Origin of the sequence: Flavobacterium sp. WC2430 (assembly GCF_040822075.1) — a bacterium.
Taxonomy (GTDB): domain Bacteria; phylum Bacteroidota; class Bacteroidia; order Flavobacteriales; family Flavobacteriaceae; genus Flavobacterium.
Map to the genome: position 1 here is coordinate 3107844 of NZ_CP162007.1, position 19622 is coordinate 3127465.

The 19622-nt window shown below is 29.8% G+C and carries 25 protein-coding genes; all 25 read left to right on the top strand.

The window, feature by feature from the left end; genetic code table 11:
• Nucleotides 1-102 precede the first annotated feature (102 nt).
• The gene (locus AB3G36_RS13515) at nt 103-2511 is read left to right on the top strand and encodes a thiamine pyrophosphate-dependent enzyme (protein WP_367753598.1); all 2409 of its coding nucleotides are present in this window, start codon (nt 103-105) and stop codon (nt 2509-2511) included.
• A gap of 105 nt (nt 2512-2616) precedes the next feature.
• Nucleotides 2617-2874, top strand: coding sequence for a hypothetical protein (locus AB3G36_RS13520; protein ID WP_367753600.1), 258 nt, complete (start codon nt 2617-2619; stop codon nt 2872-2874).
• 96 nt (nt 2875-2970) lie between these two features.
• Nucleotides 2971-3654: a peptidoglycan DD-metalloendopeptidase family protein gene (locus AB3G36_RS13525; protein ID WP_367753602.1), complete on the top strand. Its 684-nt coding sequence runs from the start codon at nt 2971-2973 to the stop codon at nt 3652-3654.
• On the top strand, nt 3655-4128 hold the full coding sequence (locus AB3G36_RS13530) for a hypothetical protein (RefSeq protein WP_367753604.1): 474 nt from the start codon (nt 3655-3657) through the stop codon (nt 4126-4128).
• A gap of 30 nt (nt 4129-4158) precedes the next feature.
• The gene (locus AB3G36_RS13535; RefSeq protein WP_367753606.1) at nt 4159-4680 is read left to right on the top strand and encodes a hypothetical protein; all 522 of its coding nucleotides are present in this window, start codon (nt 4159-4161) and stop codon (nt 4678-4680) included.
• A 286-nt stretch (nt 4681-4966) separates the two neighbouring features.
• The gene (locus AB3G36_RS13540; RefSeq protein WP_367757943.1) at nt 4967-5542 is read left to right on the top strand and encodes a helix-turn-helix domain-containing protein; all 576 of its coding nucleotides are present in this window, start codon (nt 4967-4969) and stop codon (nt 5540-5542) included.
• Between the two features lie 15 nt (nt 5543-5557).
• Nucleotides 5558-8848 carry a PAS domain S-box protein gene (locus tag AB3G36_RS13545; protein ID WP_367753608.1) on the top strand — a complete coding sequence of 1097 codons (3291 nt, stop codon included), beginning with the start codon at nt 5558-5560 and terminating at the stop codon, nt 8846-8848.
• On the top strand, nt 8848-9282 hold the full coding sequence (locus AB3G36_RS13550) for a response regulator (protein WP_367753610.1): 435 nt from the start codon (nt 8848-8850) through the stop codon (nt 9280-9282). The genes AB3G36_RS13545 and AB3G36_RS13550 overlap by 1 nt, the downstream gene beginning before the upstream one ends.
• A 194-nt stretch (nt 9283-9476) precedes the next feature.
• Nucleotides 9477-10295 carry an ice-binding protein gene (locus AB3G36_RS13555; RefSeq protein WP_367753612.1) on the top strand — a complete coding sequence of 273 codons (819 nt, stop codon included), beginning with the start codon at nt 9477-9479 and terminating at the stop codon, nt 10293-10295.
• 301 nt (nt 10296-10596) lie between these two features.
• Nucleotides 10597-10791, top strand: a complete 195-nt coding sequence (locus AB3G36_RS13560) for a hypothetical protein (RefSeq protein WP_367753614.1) — start codon at nt 10597-10599, stop codon at nt 10789-10791.
• A gap of 60 nt (nt 10792-10851) precedes the next feature.
• On the top strand, nt 10852-11064 hold the full coding sequence (locus AB3G36_RS13565; RefSeq protein WP_367753616.1) for a hypothetical protein: 213 nt from the start codon (nt 10852-10854) through the stop codon (nt 11062-11064).
• 44 nt (nt 11065-11108) lie between these two features.
• On the top strand, nt 11109-11582 hold the full coding sequence (locus tag AB3G36_RS13570; protein WP_367753618.1) for a Dps family protein: 474 nt from the start codon (nt 11109-11111) through the stop codon (nt 11580-11582).
• A 113-nt stretch (nt 11583-11695) separates the two neighbouring features.
• A complete protein-coding gene (locus AB3G36_RS13575) occupies nt 11696-12139 on the top strand; it encodes a hypothetical protein (RefSeq protein ID WP_367753620.1) in 444 nt (147 codons plus the stop codon).
• Nucleotides 12140-12335: 196 nt separating this feature from the next.
• Complete coding sequence (locus AB3G36_RS13580; protein ID WP_367753622.1) at nt 12336-13229, top strand: YihY/virulence factor BrkB family protein; 894 nt, start codon at nt 12336-12338, stop codon at nt 13227-13229.
• A 172-nt stretch (nt 13230-13401) separates the two neighbouring features.
• The gene (locus AB3G36_RS13585; RefSeq protein ID WP_367753624.1) at nt 13402-13785 is read left to right on the top strand and encodes a hypothetical protein; all 384 of its coding nucleotides are present in this window, start codon (nt 13402-13404) and stop codon (nt 13783-13785) included.
• A 153-nt stretch (nt 13786-13938) separates the two neighbouring features.
• A complete protein-coding gene (locus tag AB3G36_RS13590; RefSeq protein ID WP_367753626.1) occupies nt 13939-14397 on the top strand; it encodes a PA2169 family four-helix-bundle protein in 459 nt (152 codons plus the stop codon).
• A 110-nt stretch (nt 14398-14507) separates the two neighbouring features.
• Nucleotides 14508-15266 (top strand): MlaE family ABC transporter permease, encoded by a 759-nt coding sequence (locus AB3G36_RS13595; RefSeq protein ID WP_367753628.1) that lies wholly within the window; start codon nt 14508-14510, stop codon nt 15264-15266.
• A gap of 1 nt (nt 15267) precedes the next feature.
• On the top strand, nt 15268-16047 hold the full coding sequence (locus tag AB3G36_RS13600; RefSeq protein WP_367753630.1) for an ABC transporter ATP-binding protein: 780 nt from the start codon (nt 15268-15270) through the stop codon (nt 16045-16047).
• Nucleotides 16048-16070: 23 nt separating this feature from the next.
• Entirely contained in the window at nt 16071-16805 is a 735-nt protein-coding gene (locus AB3G36_RS13605; RefSeq protein WP_367753632.1) for an MlaD family protein, read from the top strand.
• Between the two features lie 297 nt (nt 16806-17102).
• On the top strand, nt 17103-17294 hold the full coding sequence (locus AB3G36_RS13610) for a hypothetical protein (RefSeq protein ID WP_367753634.1): 192 nt from the start codon (nt 17103-17105) through the stop codon (nt 17292-17294).
• A 194-nt stretch (nt 17295-17488) separates the two neighbouring features.
• Nucleotides 17489-17641 (top strand): lmo0937 family membrane protein, encoded by a 153-nt coding sequence (locus tag AB3G36_RS13615; RefSeq protein WP_367753636.1) that lies wholly within the window; start codon nt 17489-17491, stop codon nt 17639-17641.
• 45 nt (nt 17642-17686) lie between these two features.
• Nucleotides 17687-17980, top strand: coding sequence for a YtxH domain-containing protein (locus AB3G36_RS13620; protein ID WP_367753638.1), 294 nt, complete (start codon nt 17687-17689; stop codon nt 17978-17980).
• A gap of 8 nt (nt 17981-17988) precedes the next feature.
• The gene (locus AB3G36_RS13625) at nt 17989-18339 is read left to right on the top strand and encodes a hypothetical protein (RefSeq protein WP_367753640.1); all 351 of its coding nucleotides are present in this window, start codon (nt 17989-17991) and stop codon (nt 18337-18339) included.
• A 1-nt stretch (nt 18340) separates the two neighbouring features.
• Nucleotides 18341-18670 (top strand): hypothetical protein, encoded by a 330-nt coding sequence (locus tag AB3G36_RS13630; protein ID WP_367753642.1) that lies wholly within the window; start codon nt 18341-18343, stop codon nt 18668-18670.
• Between the two features lie 169 nt (nt 18671-18839).
• A complete protein-coding gene (locus AB3G36_RS13635) occupies nt 18840-19571 on the top strand; it encodes a diguanylate cyclase (protein ID WP_367753644.1) in 732 nt (243 codons plus the stop codon).
• The last annotated feature ends 51 nt before the right edge of the window (nt 19572-19622 follow it).

Sequence of the window (19622 nt, forward strand, 5' to 3'; positions counted from 1 at the left end):
AACGTTTTTATTTGTTAATAATTAAATTATATTTATTTCAATGAATTATGATAATCGCCAGTTTTTAAGTAAATTTGTCCCGCTAAGTAACCCTTTTCAATTATGATAAAAGAAAAAACTAATTCTACATTAACATTCGAAGATTTCAAAACTGAAGTATTAAACGATTACAAGATCGCTATAATAAGTAGGGAATGTAGCTTGTTAGGTCGTAGAGAAGTGTTGACTGGAAAGGCTAAATTTGGGATTTTTGGTGATGGAAAAGAAGTTCCACAACTAGCCATGGCGAAATTTTTTAAAAATGGTGACTTTCGTTCTGGATATTATCGCGATCAAACTTTTATGATGGCGATAGGTCAATTGACTGTAGAACAATTTTTTGCCGGATTATATGGCAATACTAATATTGAACAAGAACCTATGTCTGCTGGGAGACAAATGGGAGGCCATTTTGTCACTCATAGTTTGAATGAAGATGGTTCTTGGAAAAATTTAACAAAACAAAAAAATTCTAGTGCGGACATATCACCTACAGCAGGGCAAATGCCTCGTCTATTAGGTCTTGCCCAAGCTTCTAAAATTTATAGACAAGTACCTGGAATTCCAAATAAAGAAAATTTTTCGATTGACGGAAATGAAGTTGCATGGGGAACAATCGGAAATGCTAGTACATCTGAAGGCCTATTTTTTGAAACTATAAATGCGGCTGGAGTTTTACAAGTACCAATGATTGTAAGTGTTTGGGATGATGAATATGGAATTTCAGTTCATGCCAGACATCAAACAACTAAAGAAAATATCTCGGAAATTTTAAAAGGATATCAAAGAGATAAAGACGATAAAGGTTATGAAATTTTAAGAGTAAAAGGATGGGATTATTCTGATCTTATTGCGACTTATGAAAAAGCTTCAGCTATTGCTCGTGAAAAACACATTCCGATTTTAATTCATGTTAATGAATTAACGCAACCACAAGGTCATTCTAGTTCCGGTTCTCATGAACGATATAAAGATGCGGATCGCCTAGCCTGGGAAAAGGATTATGACTGTATTCGTCAAATGAGATTATGGATGATTGCAATCAATATTGCATCGCCAGAAGAACTTGATGCTATTGACGCCAATGCCAAAAAAGAAGTTCTTGAAGGTAAAAAAGCGGCATGGACAACATTTATACAGCCTATTGTAGCGGAACAAAAAGAATTAGTTGCCTTACTAAATAAAATAGCAGAAACAAGCATACATAAAGTTGCTATCTTAAAACATTCAACAAATTTAAATACAATTAAGGATCCTTTGAAAAAGGAAATCCTAATTGCTGCTCGCAAAACATTGCGTTTAATCTTTAATGAAAAAGGAAAAGCCGAATTATCCAATTGGATCACGAGCTACACCAAGAAAAATCAATATAAATTTAGCAGTCACTTATATTCAGAATCTGATTCAAATGTTTTTTCTGCCAAAGAAGTTTTGCCTAAATATTCTGAAAGTATAAAAGAAGAAACGGATGGTAGAATGATTTTACGTGATAACTTTGATGCAATTTTTACAAAATATCCTGAAGTTTTAATATTTGGTGAAGACTCAGGGGCTATTGGTGATGTAAACCAAGGTTTAGAGGGAATGCAAGAGAAATATGGTGAATTACGCGTTGCCGATGTTGGTATTCGTGAAGCTACAATAATAGGACAAGGAATTGGTATGGCATTAAGAGGTTTAAGACCTATTGCCGAAATACAATATTTAGATTACTTATTGTATGCGATCCAAATCATGAGTGACGATCTAGCTACATTACAATACAGAACGGTAGGAAAACAAAAAGCACCTTTAATAATTCGTACTCGTGGACATCGATTAGAAGGCATATGGCATTCTGGTTCTCCTATGGGAATGATCATTAATGCTGTTAGAGGAATTCATGTATTAGTTCCTAGAAATATGACAAAAGCAGCTGGTTTTTATAATTCATTACTAGAATGTGATGAACCTGCATTAGTAATAGAATGCTTAAATGGATACCGCTTAAAAGAAAAAATGCCATTGAATTATGGAGAATTTAAAACTCCTATCGGAGTGGTTGAAACCATAAAAAACGGTAGTGATATCACATTAGTTTCTTATGGATCCACTTTACGATTAGTAGAACAAGCGGCCAATGAACTTTTGGAATTAGGAATTGACTGTGAAGTGATTGACATACAGTCATTATTACCTTTTGATATCAATCACGATCTTGTAAAAAGTATTGGCAAAACCAATCGCCTTTTAGTAATTGATGAAGATGTCCCTGGTGGTGCATCAGCATATATTTTACAACAAATTATTGAACAACAAGATGGTTATAATTATTTAGACAGTAAGCCACAAACATTAACTGCAAAAGCACACAGACCTTCCTATGGAACAGATGGAGATTATTTCTCAAAACCTTCTGCAGAAGATATTTTTGAAAAAGTATATGCTATGATGAACGAAGTAAATCCTTCGAAATTTCCAAGTTTATATTAAACAAAATCTAAAATCCCAATTTAGTACCGATTGGGATTTTTTTTATAAAAATAAAAATAGTATATTGTGAATCAATAAATTAGTCACAAATCTAAAAAAATGAAAATGAAAAAAATAACACTGCTCGTAGGAATGCTTTCAATTATGGTATTTATATCTTGTAAAAAGAAAGAAGAAACACCACAACCTTCCGAAACAACTGTGGAAGTAACTACTCCAGCAGCAGAACCAGAAGAAACAAATCCTGATGGAACTTCAATAAGTGTAGGAACTGATGGTGTAGACGTAAGTACAAAAGACGGGGCAAGCGAAACCAATGTTACAGTTGGTGGTGGTGATGCTAAAGTTGAAATCAAGAAATAAGATACTTAGTCTTAAATAAAAGTTATAAAGCCAACGTAAATTTTTTATGTTGGCTTTTTTTAATTTATTTTAAACCTCATAATAAAAAGCTCTTAAATGACCCTTTTAGAAAAATTACTATATCAAACGCAAGACGTAAAAGTAATTCCTGATTCTATTACTAGTAATCAATATATCCCTTTAGATTTATCTGTTTCTAATATTCAATTAGCTGAAGAATCAATTGGAAATACTGTTGCTTTCGAAAAATACATTGAGCACTACTTATCTACAAATAACTCAAAAGTAGCTTATGGTGGATACAATGAAGAAAGAAACCTTTATAAGCGAAGTATCATATTTAAAGATGACACAACAGCAGAGCGCAATATGCATATTGGCCTAGATTTATGGATAAAAGCAGGAACACCTATATTGGCAGCATTAGATGGAAAAGTACATAGTTTTAAAAACAATGCTGACTTGGGAGATTATGGTCCAACAATTATTTTAGAACATGAAATCGAAAATCAAGTTTTTTATACTTTATACGGTCATTTATCGTTAGAAAGTTTAGAAGATCTAAAAATTGGTGCGTTTTTCAAAAAAGGACAAGCCATAGGCACATTAGGAGATGCTAGTGTAAATGGAGACTATTCCCCGCATTTACATTTTCAAGTTATAAAAAATATTGCCAATAATCTTGGTGATTATCCTGGTGTTTGCAGTAAAAAGGATTTACCCTTTTATTTAGAAAACTGCCCAGACCCTAACCTATTACTAAAAATTAAAAGACAATAAATGAAAAAAATAATTCTAATCTTAAGTATTATTGTATTAGCCGGATGTAAATCAAAAAAAATAGACACACCTATTGTAGAAGAAGTCACTACGGTAAAATTAGCAATTAATGAAGTCTCTACTTTTCAAAAAGACAGAGCCTATAATTTGGGAAAACGCATATTAATGACTTGCAACACATCAAAATTTAAACCTTTTACTGAAAGTGAAGCAACTAGATCAGTAATAAATAATATTACATTAGAAAAGCTGTCTAAAACATGTACAAAATACAGACAATGGTATGGTGATTTTAAAGATTTACAGTTAATGGAAATATACAAAGACATAAATAAAAGCACTACCATTTTTCGTTACAAAGCATTATATACTAAAAAAGTGGCGAATAAAGAACTTCGAGTTTATATGAATGAGGAAAACAAAATTTCAGCAATAAAATCAATGGATTGGGTAGACTTATTTGAAAGAAAATAATACTTAATTAATCCCTATTTACAATAAGCAATGAATAACAAACTTCTCGTTCTATTATTATTAGTTTCATTTACAGTTTCAAGTCAAGAATTAATGTCTTTTAACGGTCATAAAGGCTACAAAGCAACTAGTCAATGGAATTTTATCTGTGAAAACTACGCCTTGACAGGGTTTGTAAATGTACAAATTGCAAAAACGGATACCAATGGAATCCTCAAATTAGCAGTTGAGACTACAAATCCCAAATTTATTATTGCAGGAACTATTTATGTTTATTTAACTGATAATACCATTATTACTTGTTTAGACAAAGGGAATTCAGAGGTTAATGGTAATACAATAATTGGGTATTATTCATTTTCAAATTCAGAAATGGAAAAACTAAAAAATACTGATATCGCATCCATACGGTTTAATATAAAAGGAGATTACAATGTATTTAGTAGTCAATTAGGGAATTTTACCGCCTATAATAAAACATCCCTTATTGAATCATCAAATAATAAAATTAACAGAAAATATGTCACAGCTAAAGAGTTAACTTCTTTATAAAATAATACCGTATTATCGGAAAATAAGGGTCAAGTATGTTTCAGGTATAGCAATTGCTACTGAAACATACTTGACCCTTATCTTATTTAATTTCTATTAAAATTACTATTTACAAATACAATTTACACACCTTTGTTCGTACCTTACAATCATTGAAATTATTTAGCATTAAAAATCAGTGAATTATACAACTTATTTTTACTATTATATAAGTTTTTTTAATAAAATAGCGTAAAATTTACTCATTAGTTTAAAATTAAAAAATTTGAAATTATATATCAAATACATGGTCAGCAATCGCTGTAAAATGGCAGTAAAAGAAGAGTTGAAAAAACTTGGATTGCACTTTATTCTTGTTGATTTAGGAGAAGTTGACGTGATGGAAAATATCACAATGGAACAACGCGAACTATTAAAAGCTGGTCTACTTAATTCGGGTTTTGAATTAATGGATGATAAAAAATCGATGCTAATAGAAAAAATAAAAAATGTAATTATTCAAATGGTTCACCATTCTGATGAAATTATTAAGGTAAACTTTTCTAATTATTTAAGTGATAAATTAAATCACGACTATACCTATTTGTCTAATTTATTTTCAGAAGTTCAAGGAACAACTATTGAACATTTTATCATTTCTCATAAAACAGAACGCGTTAAGGAACTAATTATTTATGGAGAACATAATATCACTGAAATAGCATGGAAAATGGGATACAGTAGTGTTGCGCATCTATCCAGTCAGTTTAAAAAAGTCACTGGGCTTACCCCTTCTCACTTTAAAAACATGAAAGATAAAAGACGTTGCCCAATTGAAGAAGTAGGAATTAAAAATAACACTATTACAAATAGCATCAATTAAAGTTGCCAAACCATCATGAAATTAATTTCAGAAAAAAGATTTCAACTCTACTCCATTCTTATAGCTATTATACTAGCAATGGTTTTGGCAGTTTTTTATTATAACAATCTAAAAGTAAAATCTACAAGTGACTCCACTGACTTAGCACAGGAAATATTACGGAAAAACGATAATGTACTTCTAGATATTCTTGATATCGAAACTGGCGTAAGAGGATATATAATTTCTGAAAATAGCCTTTTCTTAGAAACTTTCAACAATGCTGTAAAAGCCATGAATAGGAATTTATCAGCTTTGTCAATACTTACTCAAAACAATCCAAAACAACAATCACAAGTTAATTCCTTAAAGTCAAAAACATCTGAAAAGTTAATTTTATTGAAAAAATTAATTGATGACAGAAATATAAACTTATTAAATGACGATGAGAAAATTACGATTCTTAAAAATGGTAAAATAATTACTGATGAAATAAAGGATATTATATCAGACATTAATTATGATGAATATAATTCTTTAAAACTAAGAAAAATAGAAAATGAAAATAGCCGTCAGAATTCTGAAATGCTATTTTTCTTACTATTATTATTAATCTTAGTCATATTTACCCTCGTTTTTATAATAGTCAAGAATTTAAAAATTAGAAATCAAGAATTAGAAACATTTACAACATCACAAAAGTTACTATCTAATTATTCACTTAGCCTCATTGAAGCGAGTAAAGATCCATTGGTAACAATAAATATCAATGGAAAGATTACTGATATGAATGAAGCAACCGTTAAAATAACTGGAGTTAGTCGTGAAATATTAATTGGCTCCGATTTTTTAGATTATTTCACAGAACCAAAAATGGCTCAAGAAGTATATCAAGAAGTATTCGCTAAAGGTTCAGTAGCTGATTCCCCATTAACAATTCGACATAAAAACGGAAAGTTGACTGACGTCTTGTTTAATGGATCTGTTTATAAAGATGATAAAGGAGCTGTATTAGGAATTGTAATTGTAGCGAGAGATATTGCTGAGCAAAAGTGGGCCTTGGATTTACGAATTGCTAATAGAGAACTTGCTTTTCAAAATGAAGAGAAAGAAAAAAGAGCCAATGAATTAATCATTGCAAACGAGGAACTTTTGTTTCAAAATAATGAAAAAGAAAAACGAGCAGCTGAATTATATTTGGCCAATAAAGAGTTAATTTTTCAAAATGATGAAAAAGAGAAAAGAGCTGCAGAATTAGTGATTGCTGGCATTGAACTAGATTTTCAGAATAAAGAAAAAGAAAAACAAGATATTGTAAACGAGGAACTCAAATCCCTTAGTGATTCTGCTAAATTAGCATCACAATATTCTCTGAGTTTAATTGAAGCCAGTCGTGATCCATTGGTAACAATAAACATAGAAGGTAAGATTACTGATATGAATGAAGCCACCGTGAAAATTACGGGCATCGATCGTGAAAAACTAATTGGTACTGATTTCTTGGATTATTTCACAGAACCACAAAAGGCTCGAGAAGTATATCAAGAAATTTTCGCAAAAGGATCCGTTGCCGATTCTCCATTGACACTTCGTCGCAAAGGAGGAAAATTGACAGATGTTTTATTTAATGGTTCCGTTTATAAAAACGAATTAGGAAATGTACTTGGTGTTGTTGTAGTAGCTAGGGATATTACGGATCAAAAAAGAATTGAAACGGAACTAATTGAAGCCAAAGTATTTGCTGAGTTAGCTACAGGAATTGCCGAGGAAGAAAAAAGAAATGCTGAACTTTCAACATTAATTGCTGAAAATGCGGTAAAGGCAAAACAACAGTTTTTATCAAATATGAGTCATGAAATCAGGACTCCCATGAATGCCATTATCGGCTTTACGAAAGTAGTTCTTAAAACGGATTTGTCAGCAAAACAAAAGGAATATTTGACAGCCATAAAAATGAGTGGTGATGCACTTATTGTTCTTATAAATGACATTCTTGATTTAGCAAAAGTAGATGCAGGTAAAATGACTTTTGAAAAAATACCATTCAAATTAAAGTCTTCAATTTCTTCTATGCTTCATCTTTTTGAAACAAAAATTCAAGAGAAAAATTTAAAATTAGTAAAGGAATATGACCCAAACATTCCACCAATTGTAATTGGTGATCCAGTACGTTTGCATCAAATCATTTTAAATTTAGTAAGTAATGCGGTAAAATTTACTTCAAAAGGAAAAATCACAGTTAATGTGAATCTAATTGATGAAGATGAAGAAAATATAACTATCGAATTTGCAGTTACAGATACGGGAATTGGAATTTCTAAAGAAAAAATCGCAACCGTATTTGACAATTTCCAGCAAGCAACAAGTGGAACATCCCGAATTTATGGTGGTACCGGATTAGGACTTGCCATTGTAAAACAATTAGTAGAACCTCAAGGAGGAACTATAAATGTAGTAAGCGAAGTTAATGTAGGAACTACATTTAGTTTTAGATTAGACTTTCAAAAAACAAACCTTGACGCAGAAGTAAATAACGAATTTCTTGAATTGGATACTGAAATTAATAATATAAAAGTATTAGTAGTTGAAGATATTGCATTGAATCAGTTGTTAATGAAAACCTTGTTGGATGATTTTGGTTTTGAAAGAGATATAGCCGAAAACGGAAAAATCGCCATTGAAAAATTGCAAAATAACTCCTATGACATTATCTTAATGGATCTACAAATGCCCATAATGAATGGATTTGAGACAACTGAATACATTAGAAAAACAATGAATTCACAAATACCAATTGTTGCTTTAACTGCTGATGTTACCACTGTAGATTTAGCCAAATGCATGGCAGTAGGAATGAATGATTACATTGCAAAACCAGTAGATGAACGATTATTATATAGCAAAATTGTAAGTATTGTAAAAAAAAATTCCTCTTTAAAATCAGATGAATTAGTACCAAAAGATATCCAAAAAAGTATTGATTTGGAATATTTGAAAACTAGGACTAAATCGAATCCAGAATTAATGATGGCAATGATAGATGCTTATTTACAGCAAACACCCCCATTAATAACTGCCATGAGAGAAAGCTTAAAAGACAAAGACTGGCAACTGTTAAAAGCTTCTGTACATAAGATGATCCCGTCCTTTTCAATAATGGGAATAAGCCCAAAGTATGAAGATATGGCAAAAAAAGTTCAAGATAGTGCTCTTGAACATGAAAATATAGAAGAAATAGGACATTTGGTTTTAGAGCTAGAAACCATTTGTACCTTATCTTGTAAAGAATTAGAAATAGAATTTAATAATATAAAAAATAGTAACTAATGAAAAACGATAACAAAATAAAACTCTTTTTAGTAGATGATGATGCCGTTTTCTTAAAATCATTAGAAATAGAATTTCTTCATCACACTGATTTTATTGTTGAAACTTTTGCAACTGGTGAGCTATGCATTGCCAATTTAGAAAAGAAACCTGACGTAATTATTCTTGATTACCATCTGGATGGAATTGATAAAAATGCTATGAATGGCATTGAAACATTGGATAAAATAAAAGAATTTAATCCTGATATTCCAGTAGTAATGTTATCATCTCAAGATAAAATTGATGTAGCCATTAGCTGTATGCACCATAAGGCATTTGATTATGTTGTAAAAAGCGAAACTGCTTTTTTGCGCCTTCAAAAAAACATTACAGCCTTTTTCCATTTTGAAAGAATTGAAAAAGAATTAAACTGGTATATGGCCAGAATGTAATTTAATACTATTCCTTTTAAGATAAAAGAGCAATGTTCATCATTAGAGGAGCATTGCACTTTTATCTTAAAAACACCCATAACCATTCAAACATTTGAATTTCACAACATTTAAAGACAATACAGCAACTAATTAGCATATAAATAACTGAATTTTGGAATGTGATAAATAAGTCACATTTCAAAAATAAAATTATGAAAATAGTAAAAATGTTTCCTGTTTTGGCAGTGCTTTTAGTTGGATTAATGACGAGCTGTAGTACTGATACGGATTCAGGCACAGCTGTTGTTGCAAATTCAATTTTTAAAACTACACCAATACCTTCAACTGACAAGTCAACCTCAAATTTGACAAACAGCGCTACATTAGAAACAATAAATCTTGGTGTTGCAGGAAATTTTGCTATACTCTCAAAAACAGGTATTACCGATGTCTATAAATCCGCGGTCACTGGTGATGTAGGAGCAAGTCCAATTACAGGAGCGGCTATTCTTTTAAAATGTGATGAAGTAACCGGAACTGTTTATTCAGTTGACGCTGCAGGTCCTGCATGCAAGATAACCGATGCAACCAGATTAACAACAGCTGTAGGTGATATGGAAACGGCGTATACGAATGCCGCGGGTCGTATTAATCCCGATTTTCTAAATTTAGGAGCTGGAAGTATAGGTGGAAAAACACTTACACCAGGTTTATATACATGGACAAGTACATTAAACATCCCAACTGATATTACAATCTCAGGTAGTCCAACTGATGTTTGGATTTTTCAAGTTGCAGGAAATCTTAATATGAGTTCAGCTGTTAGAATTACTTTAGCTGGAGGTGCACAAGCCAAAAACATTTTCTGGCAGACGGCTGGTGCAGTTACTCTAGGAACAACTAGCCATTTTGAAGGAAATATATTAAGCCAAACTGGTATTAATTTAAAAACAGGAGCCTCCATTAACGGAAGAATGCTTGCTCAAACTGCTGTTACACTTCAAATGAATACAGTTGTATTACCCCAATAAACATTTGGTTATTTAACTACTAAAAGTGCTGTTTATCAACTGATAAACAGCACTTTTTCTTTACTTAAAAGGAATAGTAGCACCTCTAAATGTGTGAAAGATGAAAGTATTATTTAAAATAATGTAAAACTTACTGGGTACAAGACGTTTATCTTTGTTGTAGAAATTAGCACTAGATATTTAACAAGTCAAATAAGATTAAAAATTTATACTAATGCATATTCATTTTAACAGCATTTGTATTTTAAAACGAATTTAAAATATAAATAAACAAATTATTAATTCTTAAAAAAATAAAATTATGAATCTTAAAAGAATCTTTGGAGCATTACTTACAGCGCTTGGAATTGGAGCTCTTATTTATACAGCTGTTGTATTTGCAAATACTGGTGGTAGTAATAATGATGTTAAAGCATTAATTATTTACGGAGTACTAGGTATAGTGTTTTTTAGTGCCGGAATAAGCTTAGTACGCACAACAAAAGATGAATCTTAACTAATCGAAAGAATTAGTCTTATTATTTAATGAATCGAAATCAATATTAAAAAACAGGTTATGAAATCAAAAAACATAGGAATTCTTATAATTGTAATTGGAGCAATCATGATTTTTTATAACGGGTTCAATTATATTACTAAAGAAAAAGTAGTTGATATTGGACCTATTGAAATCAATAAAGAAACAAATCACCCAGTACAATGGTCACCAATTGTAGGTATTGTTCTACTTGTTGGAGGAGTACTACTTGTAGTACGTGACAAAAAATAATAGAATCCAAATTACATGATTACGTAATAATTTAAATTTATAATATGAAGCCACAAATAGGAATAACAGCCAATAATTTAAAAAACAGTACTGATTTACTTTCATCCGTTTTAGCAGATGAAATGACATTATATATTAAAACTAGAAAATTTCATTGGAATGTCTCTGGTGAAAGTTTTATGGAAATTCATAAATTATTTGAAAATCAGTACAAACAATTAGAAGAAAGTATTGATAATGTAGCAGAACGTATCAGCAAGCTTGGCGAAAAAACTATTGGTACAATGAATGAGTTTATAGCACATTCAAAACTAAAAGAATCACCTAATAAATATCCTTCACAAAAAGAAATGATTAAAGAGCTTCTAGATGACCATGAAACTGTTATTGTAGCTCTACGCAAAGGAATAAAGCAGTCTGAAGAAGATAATAAAGATATTGGTACATCCGATTTTTTAACAGGTTTAATGACAGAACATGAGACGACAGCTTGGATATTAAGACGCTATTTAAGTTAATTATACAAGCTTTCAAAGATTTACATCTTAAATAACCAATCATAACAATTGAAAATATTTTTATTAGTAACAACCATTTGAAATAAAAATACATTCATAAATAATAAACAAAAATGAAAAAAATTACATTCAATATAATTTCAAAAAAAATACTTTTAAGTGTATTTGCTCTCATGACACTAATATCCTTTACATCTTGTGCCAAAAAAGTGGCTTTTCAAACCTCATCCATTGTACCAGCAGCACGTGGAGATGTAAAAATAAAAAAAGATGAAAATAAAAATTACTTGATTAAAATTGAATTGGAAAATCTTGCTGAAGTTAACCGAATTGAGCCTCCAAAAAGTGCATATGTTGTTTGGATGGAGACTGATGACTCCTCAGTGAAAAATATTGGTCAAATAAAAAGTGATTCAAAGTTTTTATCTTCTAAACTTAAGGCTTCTTTTGAAACTGTGACTCCATTCAAGCCTTCGAAAATATTTATAACTGCAGAGGATAATGCAGGTGTTCAATATCCGGGAATGCAACTTATAATGGAAACAAGTACCTTTTAAAATAAATAGTCTAAAAAATAAAGATTTGGTTGGTTTTTGGTTGAATTGAGGACTGTTTTAATCTACAGTCCTTTTTTTTATCTGAAATTAAACTATCAAAAATTTACGTTTTAAGGATATCTTAAAAGGAGTTCTAAATCAATTAAACCCCTAAAAAACAATTCCAATTTAAGTCCAATTACAAAAAAGAATCTACATGGAATTCCATATTAAACATACTGGCAAACTATTGAAAACAACTTATGAAGGATGGAATGAAAAAGATCCGTTTAGACAAAGTGCTGTAATTGCTTATTATGCTATTTTTAGTATTCCTGGTTTATTAGTTTTAATTATTTCTATAGCTGGTTATTTCTTTGGAAAAGAAAGTGTAAACAAAAATATATTAGAACAAATTACTAATACAATGGGGGCCGAAACTGCCATTCAAATTAGCCAAATTTTAGCTAAATCTACTGAAACGAAATCAAGTTTTTTAGGGTCAATTGTTGGTGTTATAGTGTTACTAATTGGTTCCACAGCAGTTTTTGTTGAACTACAAAAAACGCTGAACTTAATATGGAAAGTGGAAGTATTACCAAAGAAAGGGATAATTACAATATTGAAAGCACGTTTTTTTTCCTTTGGATTAATATTAGCTATTGCATTTTTATTGATGATTTCTCTAGTTATATCTACAATGCTTTCTAGTATGGGAAATTGGATTGGAATATATACTTATAATTATTCCGTTCTTTTTTTCAATTGCATCAATTTTATATTTTCATTGGCTGTTATATCAATACTTTTTGCTCTAATGTTCAAAATTTTACCCGATGCAAAAATAAAATGGAAACATGTTTGGTTAGGATCAATAGTTACTGGTATCCTTTTTACAATTGGTAAAACTATTTTAGCATACTACTTTAGTACGGCTGAACCAGCATCTGTTTATGGTGTAGCGGGGTCTGTAATTTTAATTTTATTATGGGTTTCTTACTCCTCTATGATTTTGTTTTTTGGGGCCGAATTTACGGCCGCCTACGCAAAAATTTACACAGGTGTTGTGCCACCTACTGAAATTGCAAAAAAAATAACAAGCACAAACTAACTATTTATAAATCAAATAACATTTCTTCCATTTTTGCTATTTCATCAATGAAACACATACGTTAATTATATAAATTTCCGTTGAAATTGTATAATGCAATTTACAATTAAAATACTGAAATTTAACCTTTTACAAAGTATTAGTTAGACTATAATTAATTAAAGCAAAAGGTATGAAAAGAGTTAAAAAATTAGGTATATGGATGGATCATTCCATTGCTTATTTAATGGAATTTACAAATAATCCATTTGAAATAAAAACGATAGAATCACAATTTTCAATAGAAGAAAAAGAGTTACAAATCTCAAAAAAAGCAACAGTTTTAATAAACACAGAAAAACATGTTTTATATGAGTATTACAATAAAATAGGTGACGCAATAAAAAATTATAAACAAATAATTCTATTTGGTCCATCATGTGCAAAAATGGAATTCTTTGATGTTTTAAGTGAGGATGAACGTTTCTTAAAAATGAAAATTGAAATTAAAGAAACTGATAAAATGAGTTTGAATCAGCAACATGATTTTATTTTAAAATATTTCGCAAACAACTAATTTTTATAGTAATAAATGGTAATGATTTAATCCAGGTCATTTTGGTTTTCGGATAAAATAACTTGAAATGAAATGACCATAATACATAATTTCAATTGAAAACTAAGCCTATGTTTATTTATAAAATAAAATTTCTAACTAAAAATTAAAAAAATGGATAATGAAAAAGCAATTAGCGTATTAAATTCATTTATAGTAATCAATAATGCTAGAATTAAAAGATATAAATGGGCATCGACAGATAGCAAGGAATCTTTTTTGAAAAAAACATTTATGAGTTTTCAAAAAACGAGTCTAGCATGTAAAAAAGAACTTAGAAAAGAAATTATAAAATTAGGAGGCACACCAATTGAAGAAAAAAGTAAAAATACTTTGCTTCATCACTTTTGGTTGAAGTTTACAAAATTTGTTTTTAATACTGATTTAAACAATATAATATATTCCTGTGAACGAAATGAGTCTATTATAATTCAAAGTTATTATGAAGCAATATACAGTAATCTAGGCAACCTTAATTATAAACAAAAGGCGATGCTAAACAATCAATATTTTTTAATTAATGATGATCATGACAAAATGAAATCATTAAACATTCACTCTCATCGTTTATAATATTTATCTAGTAAAATCAAATGTAATCTGAAGAGTCTTAAACAGTATGATTTATTCAAACATAACTATTTTTCAATTACCAAACATTAAACTTAATAACACCCACCATTTTGATTATTTATTTTAAGAACCTCTTTAGTGATGTAGGTGATGTAACAAAATTTGCATCAAAATTTTTCAAAGAAGCTGTAGCTCCCCCTTATGAATTTAAAGAATTTATAAAGCAGTGTTATATTATTGGATACAAATCATTGCCCTTAGTAGCCCTTACCGGTTTTATAATGGGCTTAGTACTTACGCTTCAATCACGTCCTACCCTAGCCAAATTTGGGGCTGAATCTTGGTTACCTGGAATGGTGGCACTTTCATTGATTAGAGAAATTGCTCCTGTGATAACTGCATTAATTTGTGCAGGTAAAATTTCATCTGGAATTGGTGCTGAACTAGGTTCTATGAAAGTGACTGAACAAATAGATGCTATGGAAGTCGCAGCAATTAATCCTTTTAAATACCTCGTTGTTACTCGTATTTTAGCAACTACACTTATGATTCCCATGTTGGTCATCTTCGCAGATGGAATTGGAATATTAGGTGGTTATATCGGAATCAATATGCATGGTGATGTAAATCTATTTAGATATGTTTCTAAAGTTTTCGATTCATTAGCCTTTATTGATATCATTCCTGCAACAATCAAAACCTTTTTCTTCGGTTTTTTCATTGGAATGATTGGCTGTTACAAAGGGTTCACCGCCGAGAATGGAACTGAAAGCGTGGGTAAAGCAGCAAATTCAGCAGTCGTGACTGCATCATTAACTATTTTTATTATAGACATGTTAGCAGTTCAATTAACCGATTTATTTTTTTAGAATGAAACAAGAGCACCTAGTTTTAGAAACACCAGTCATCTTAAAAGATGCAACTCCCCTTATTGAAATAAAAGATCTACACAAGTCTTTTGGAAAAAATAGTTCCGTTCTAAAAGGAGTTAACCTTACACTTAACAAAGGCAAGGATTTAGTCGTTCTAGGAAAATCTGGATCTGGAAAATCAATAACTATAAAATGCATTGTAGGATTAGTTCAGGCAGATAAAGGAGAAATAAAAGTATTTGGTCAAGAAATACTTGATTTGCAAACAGAGGAACTAAATAAAATAAGAGTTCGAATTGGTTTTTTATTTCAAAATTCAGCCTTATATGATTCTATGACTGTAGAACAAAACCTTGCATTTACATTAACCCGCCATGTGAAAAATTTAACCGATGAAGAAATAGAAAAGGAAATTATAGATGTATTGGAAAGTGTTGGATTGGCGGAAGCAATTCATAAAATGCCTTCAGAACTTTCTGGAGGAATGAGAAAAAGAATTGCACTTGCTCGAACTCTAATCTTAAAACCCGAAATTATTCTTTATGATGAACCCACTACTGGACTAGATACAATTACTTCTAGGGAAATTAGTGAGTTGATTTTAGAGATAAAGAAAAAAAATAACACAACGTCAATTATTATCACCCATGATATGGCTTGTGCAAAACTTACCGCAGACAACATTGCAATATTAAAAGATGGAGTAATTCATGTTGAAGGCAGTTACGAAGAATTAGAAAACAGTAAGGACGAATGGGTTCGTTCCTTTTTTATATAATTAGTTAATTTAAGAATTTAAGAATGAAAAAGGAATCAGGAAGTACATGGAAATTAGGAATGTTTGTATTAATAGGATTGGTCGCTTTTACGTCCACTATTTATTTTGTTGGAAAACAAAAAAACTTATTTGGCTCTACATTCATTTTAAACTCACATTTTAAAAATGTAAGTGGTTTAGAAGTGGGGAATAATGTGCTTTTTTCGGGTATAAACGTTGGAACTGTTAGTGAGATTCAATTAATAACAGATACATCAGTTGTTGTTCGATTATTAATAGAAAAAGACGTGCAAAAATTCATAAAAAAAGATGCCATTGCAAGTATAGGCTCGGATGGATTGATGGGAGATAAAGTGCTTGTTATTTCTCCAGGTACAAATTCAAAAACTAAAGTAAAAGATAATGACAATATAGCGTCAATCAACCCCATTGAAATGGATGAAATTATGAGAAGCCTTAAAACGAGTATTGATAATGCAAGCATAATAACCGATGAGCTTGCTCAATTTACTTATAAGATGAATAATGGAAATGGTGCTTTGAATAAATTAATTACCGATGAAAAATTTGCTAACAGTCTAACAAAAACACTTACAAACTTACAAACAGGTTCCAAAGGATTGAGTGAGAATATGGAAGCCGCAAAACATAATTTTCTACTAAAAGGATATTTTAATAAAAAGAAAAAAGCAGAAGAAAAGAAATTGGAAGAAATTCAAAAAGAAAAGGAAAAGGAAAGTACTGACTTAAAAAAATAAGGAAGTTATACAGATAACAAACACATCATAATTAGCATCCCTTACTGTTAATTAAACAATATAATTATAAAAAAAAGTATTACAAATGACGTAGGTATTAGCGACTACCAAATAATTTTAACAACAAAGTACTTTTTCTATTTAAAAAATGATGTGATTTTTTTATTTCAATTGTAACCAATTTTCGAAAATAAATAAACAAAAATAAGTAAATCATATAAATTCTTTAAAAAGTTATATAAGACTTTCTAGTATAAACAAGAGCACCTTTGTATAACATACTTTAAATTAAATATAATGAAAAATAAATCAGAAAAAATTAAAGAGACCTGGGAGGCACAGAAAGCAAAGTTAAAAGAAAAATTTGCTGGACTAACAGATACTGATTTTCTTTTTCTGGAAGGTAAGGAAAATGAAATGATAGAGAAGCTTAAACTTAAGCTTGGCAAAACAGAAGTTGAAATTTACCAAATTCTTAATTCCCTTTAATAGCTATTGCAGATAGCCGAATGAATAAAAGTGACTCTTTTCAAAATTTTACAGCATCAAAAAAAGTAAAAAGTGTTAATAATGTAACTTTTAAATAAAGTTGTATAACAGATCCATTTAGTAAAATAATGACCTTTGTTATATATAAAAACAGAAACTCAACAAACAAATATTAATTAATAAAACTAAAGATCATGAGCAATCTACTTTACACATTAGCAGTCATTTTAATCATTTTTTGGGCAATTGGATTCTTTGCATACAGTTTAGGATCGATAATACATATTTTATTAGTTATTGCAATCATAGCAATAATATTAAGGATAATCCAAGGAAGAAGATTATAAAATAATCAACTAAAAATTAAAAAAATTAACATTAAAAAAATTATTATGAAAACAGATAAAGTAATATTAGGAGTATTAGGTGGACTTGCAGCAGGTGCAATAATGGGAATCTTATTTGCTCCAGATAAAGGCGAAAAAACTAGAAAAAAAATCAAACGTAAAAGCAATGATTATGCTGATGATTTAAAAGACAAATACGAGACTGCTTTAGATACTATCTCTAAAAAATATGAAACTCTAAAACAAGAAGGTCAAGATCTTTATATAGAAGGAAAATCAAAATTTGATAAAACAAAAAAAGAATTGGAAAATTTAGATATCAAGAATTTAAATAACTAATTTATATTATGAACAATAATACAACATCAACAATAGAAATTCTTTTTGAAAAGGCTGAGAATTACACCCGCACTTCTATAGAGTTAGCTAAGCTAAATGTTATAGATAAATCTTCGGACGTTTTATCCTCATTAATTTCAAGACTAGCAATTGCTATTGTTTTTGTTATGTTCATTTTACTCTTTAATTTTGGTTTGTCTTTTTGGATTGGAGAAACGCTTGGTAACTTCTTTTATGGTTTTTTTATTGTAGCCGCTTTCTATCTCATTATTTCTATTGTATTGTATTATTATAAAGATCAATGGATAAAAATGCCAGTGAGCAATTTTATCATTAGAAAAATGCTAAAACAGAAATAAAATGAAAAAATTAAACGAAACCGATCTTTTAGACCAAACGATTTTAGCTCTAAAAACAAAAAAAGCAGATGAATTTGAATCTCTAAAAGAACAATTTCATTGCACATATGAGAGCATAAAACCAATGAATTTAATTAAAAATGCTTTTACAGATTTAACAGATTCTCCAGTCATTAAAAATAGCATTCTCAATAATGTCATTGGTCTATCAACAGGATATTTGTCTAGGAAATTAATATTAGGGAGTTCACAAAATCCTATAAAAAGAGTTTTGGGTTCTGTATTTCAATTTGTAGTTTCTAATTTTGTTTCTAAGCACTCCTCTTTATGATTCAATCAAATTTATTTAAGTTAATAATGCCGTTAATTTATATAAGTAATTGTTTTTTAGACCAATAATTTACTTTTAAAAGACATACGATTTATTTATAACTATTTAAGATTTCATGAATTGTTGTCGGTAAATCACAAAAAAGTAGCTTTTTATTATGGACATGAAAATGAAAAAAGAAGATTTGATAATTACTAATTTGCAGCTTGAATTTCAAAATAATGAAAAAGAAAAAAAAGCAGCTGAACTAATTATCGCCAATACCGAACTCGCCTTTCAAAATGATGAAAAAGAGAAAAGAGCGGCTGAATTAATTATTGCCAATAAAGAACTCGCTTTTCAAAATGATGAAAAGGAAAAAAGAGCGGCTGAATTAATTATTGCCAATAAAGAGCTTGCCTTTCAAAATGATGAAAAAGAAAAAAGAGCAGCTGAATTAATTATTGCCAATAAAGAGCTTGCCTTTCAAAATGATGAAAAAGAAAAAAGAGCAGCTGAATTAATTATTGCCAATAAAGAACTCGCCTTTCAAAATAATGAAAAAGAAAAAAGAGCAGCTGAATTAATTATTGCTAATAAAGAACTCGCCTTTCAAAATGATGAAAAAGAAAAAAGAGCAGCTGAATTAATGGCAACCAATATAGAACTTAAGAATGCCGAAGAATCACAAAAAGAATATATTAGGGGCTTAGAAAAAATCATGTATTTGACTTCACATAAAGTCAGACAGCCAATTGCTAATATTATTGGTTTTTCTCTCATGATTGATATAACTAAAGATTCAAAAGAAGAAATTAAACAATCTATCGATTACATAAAAGAATCCGCATTATCACTAGACCTTTTAACTAGAGAATTAAATGCACATGTTTTATACCTAAAGAAAAAAGTGAAAATGTAAATCAAATTTATCTATATAAAAGATTTCCCCTTACTACAAATTGTAGTAAGG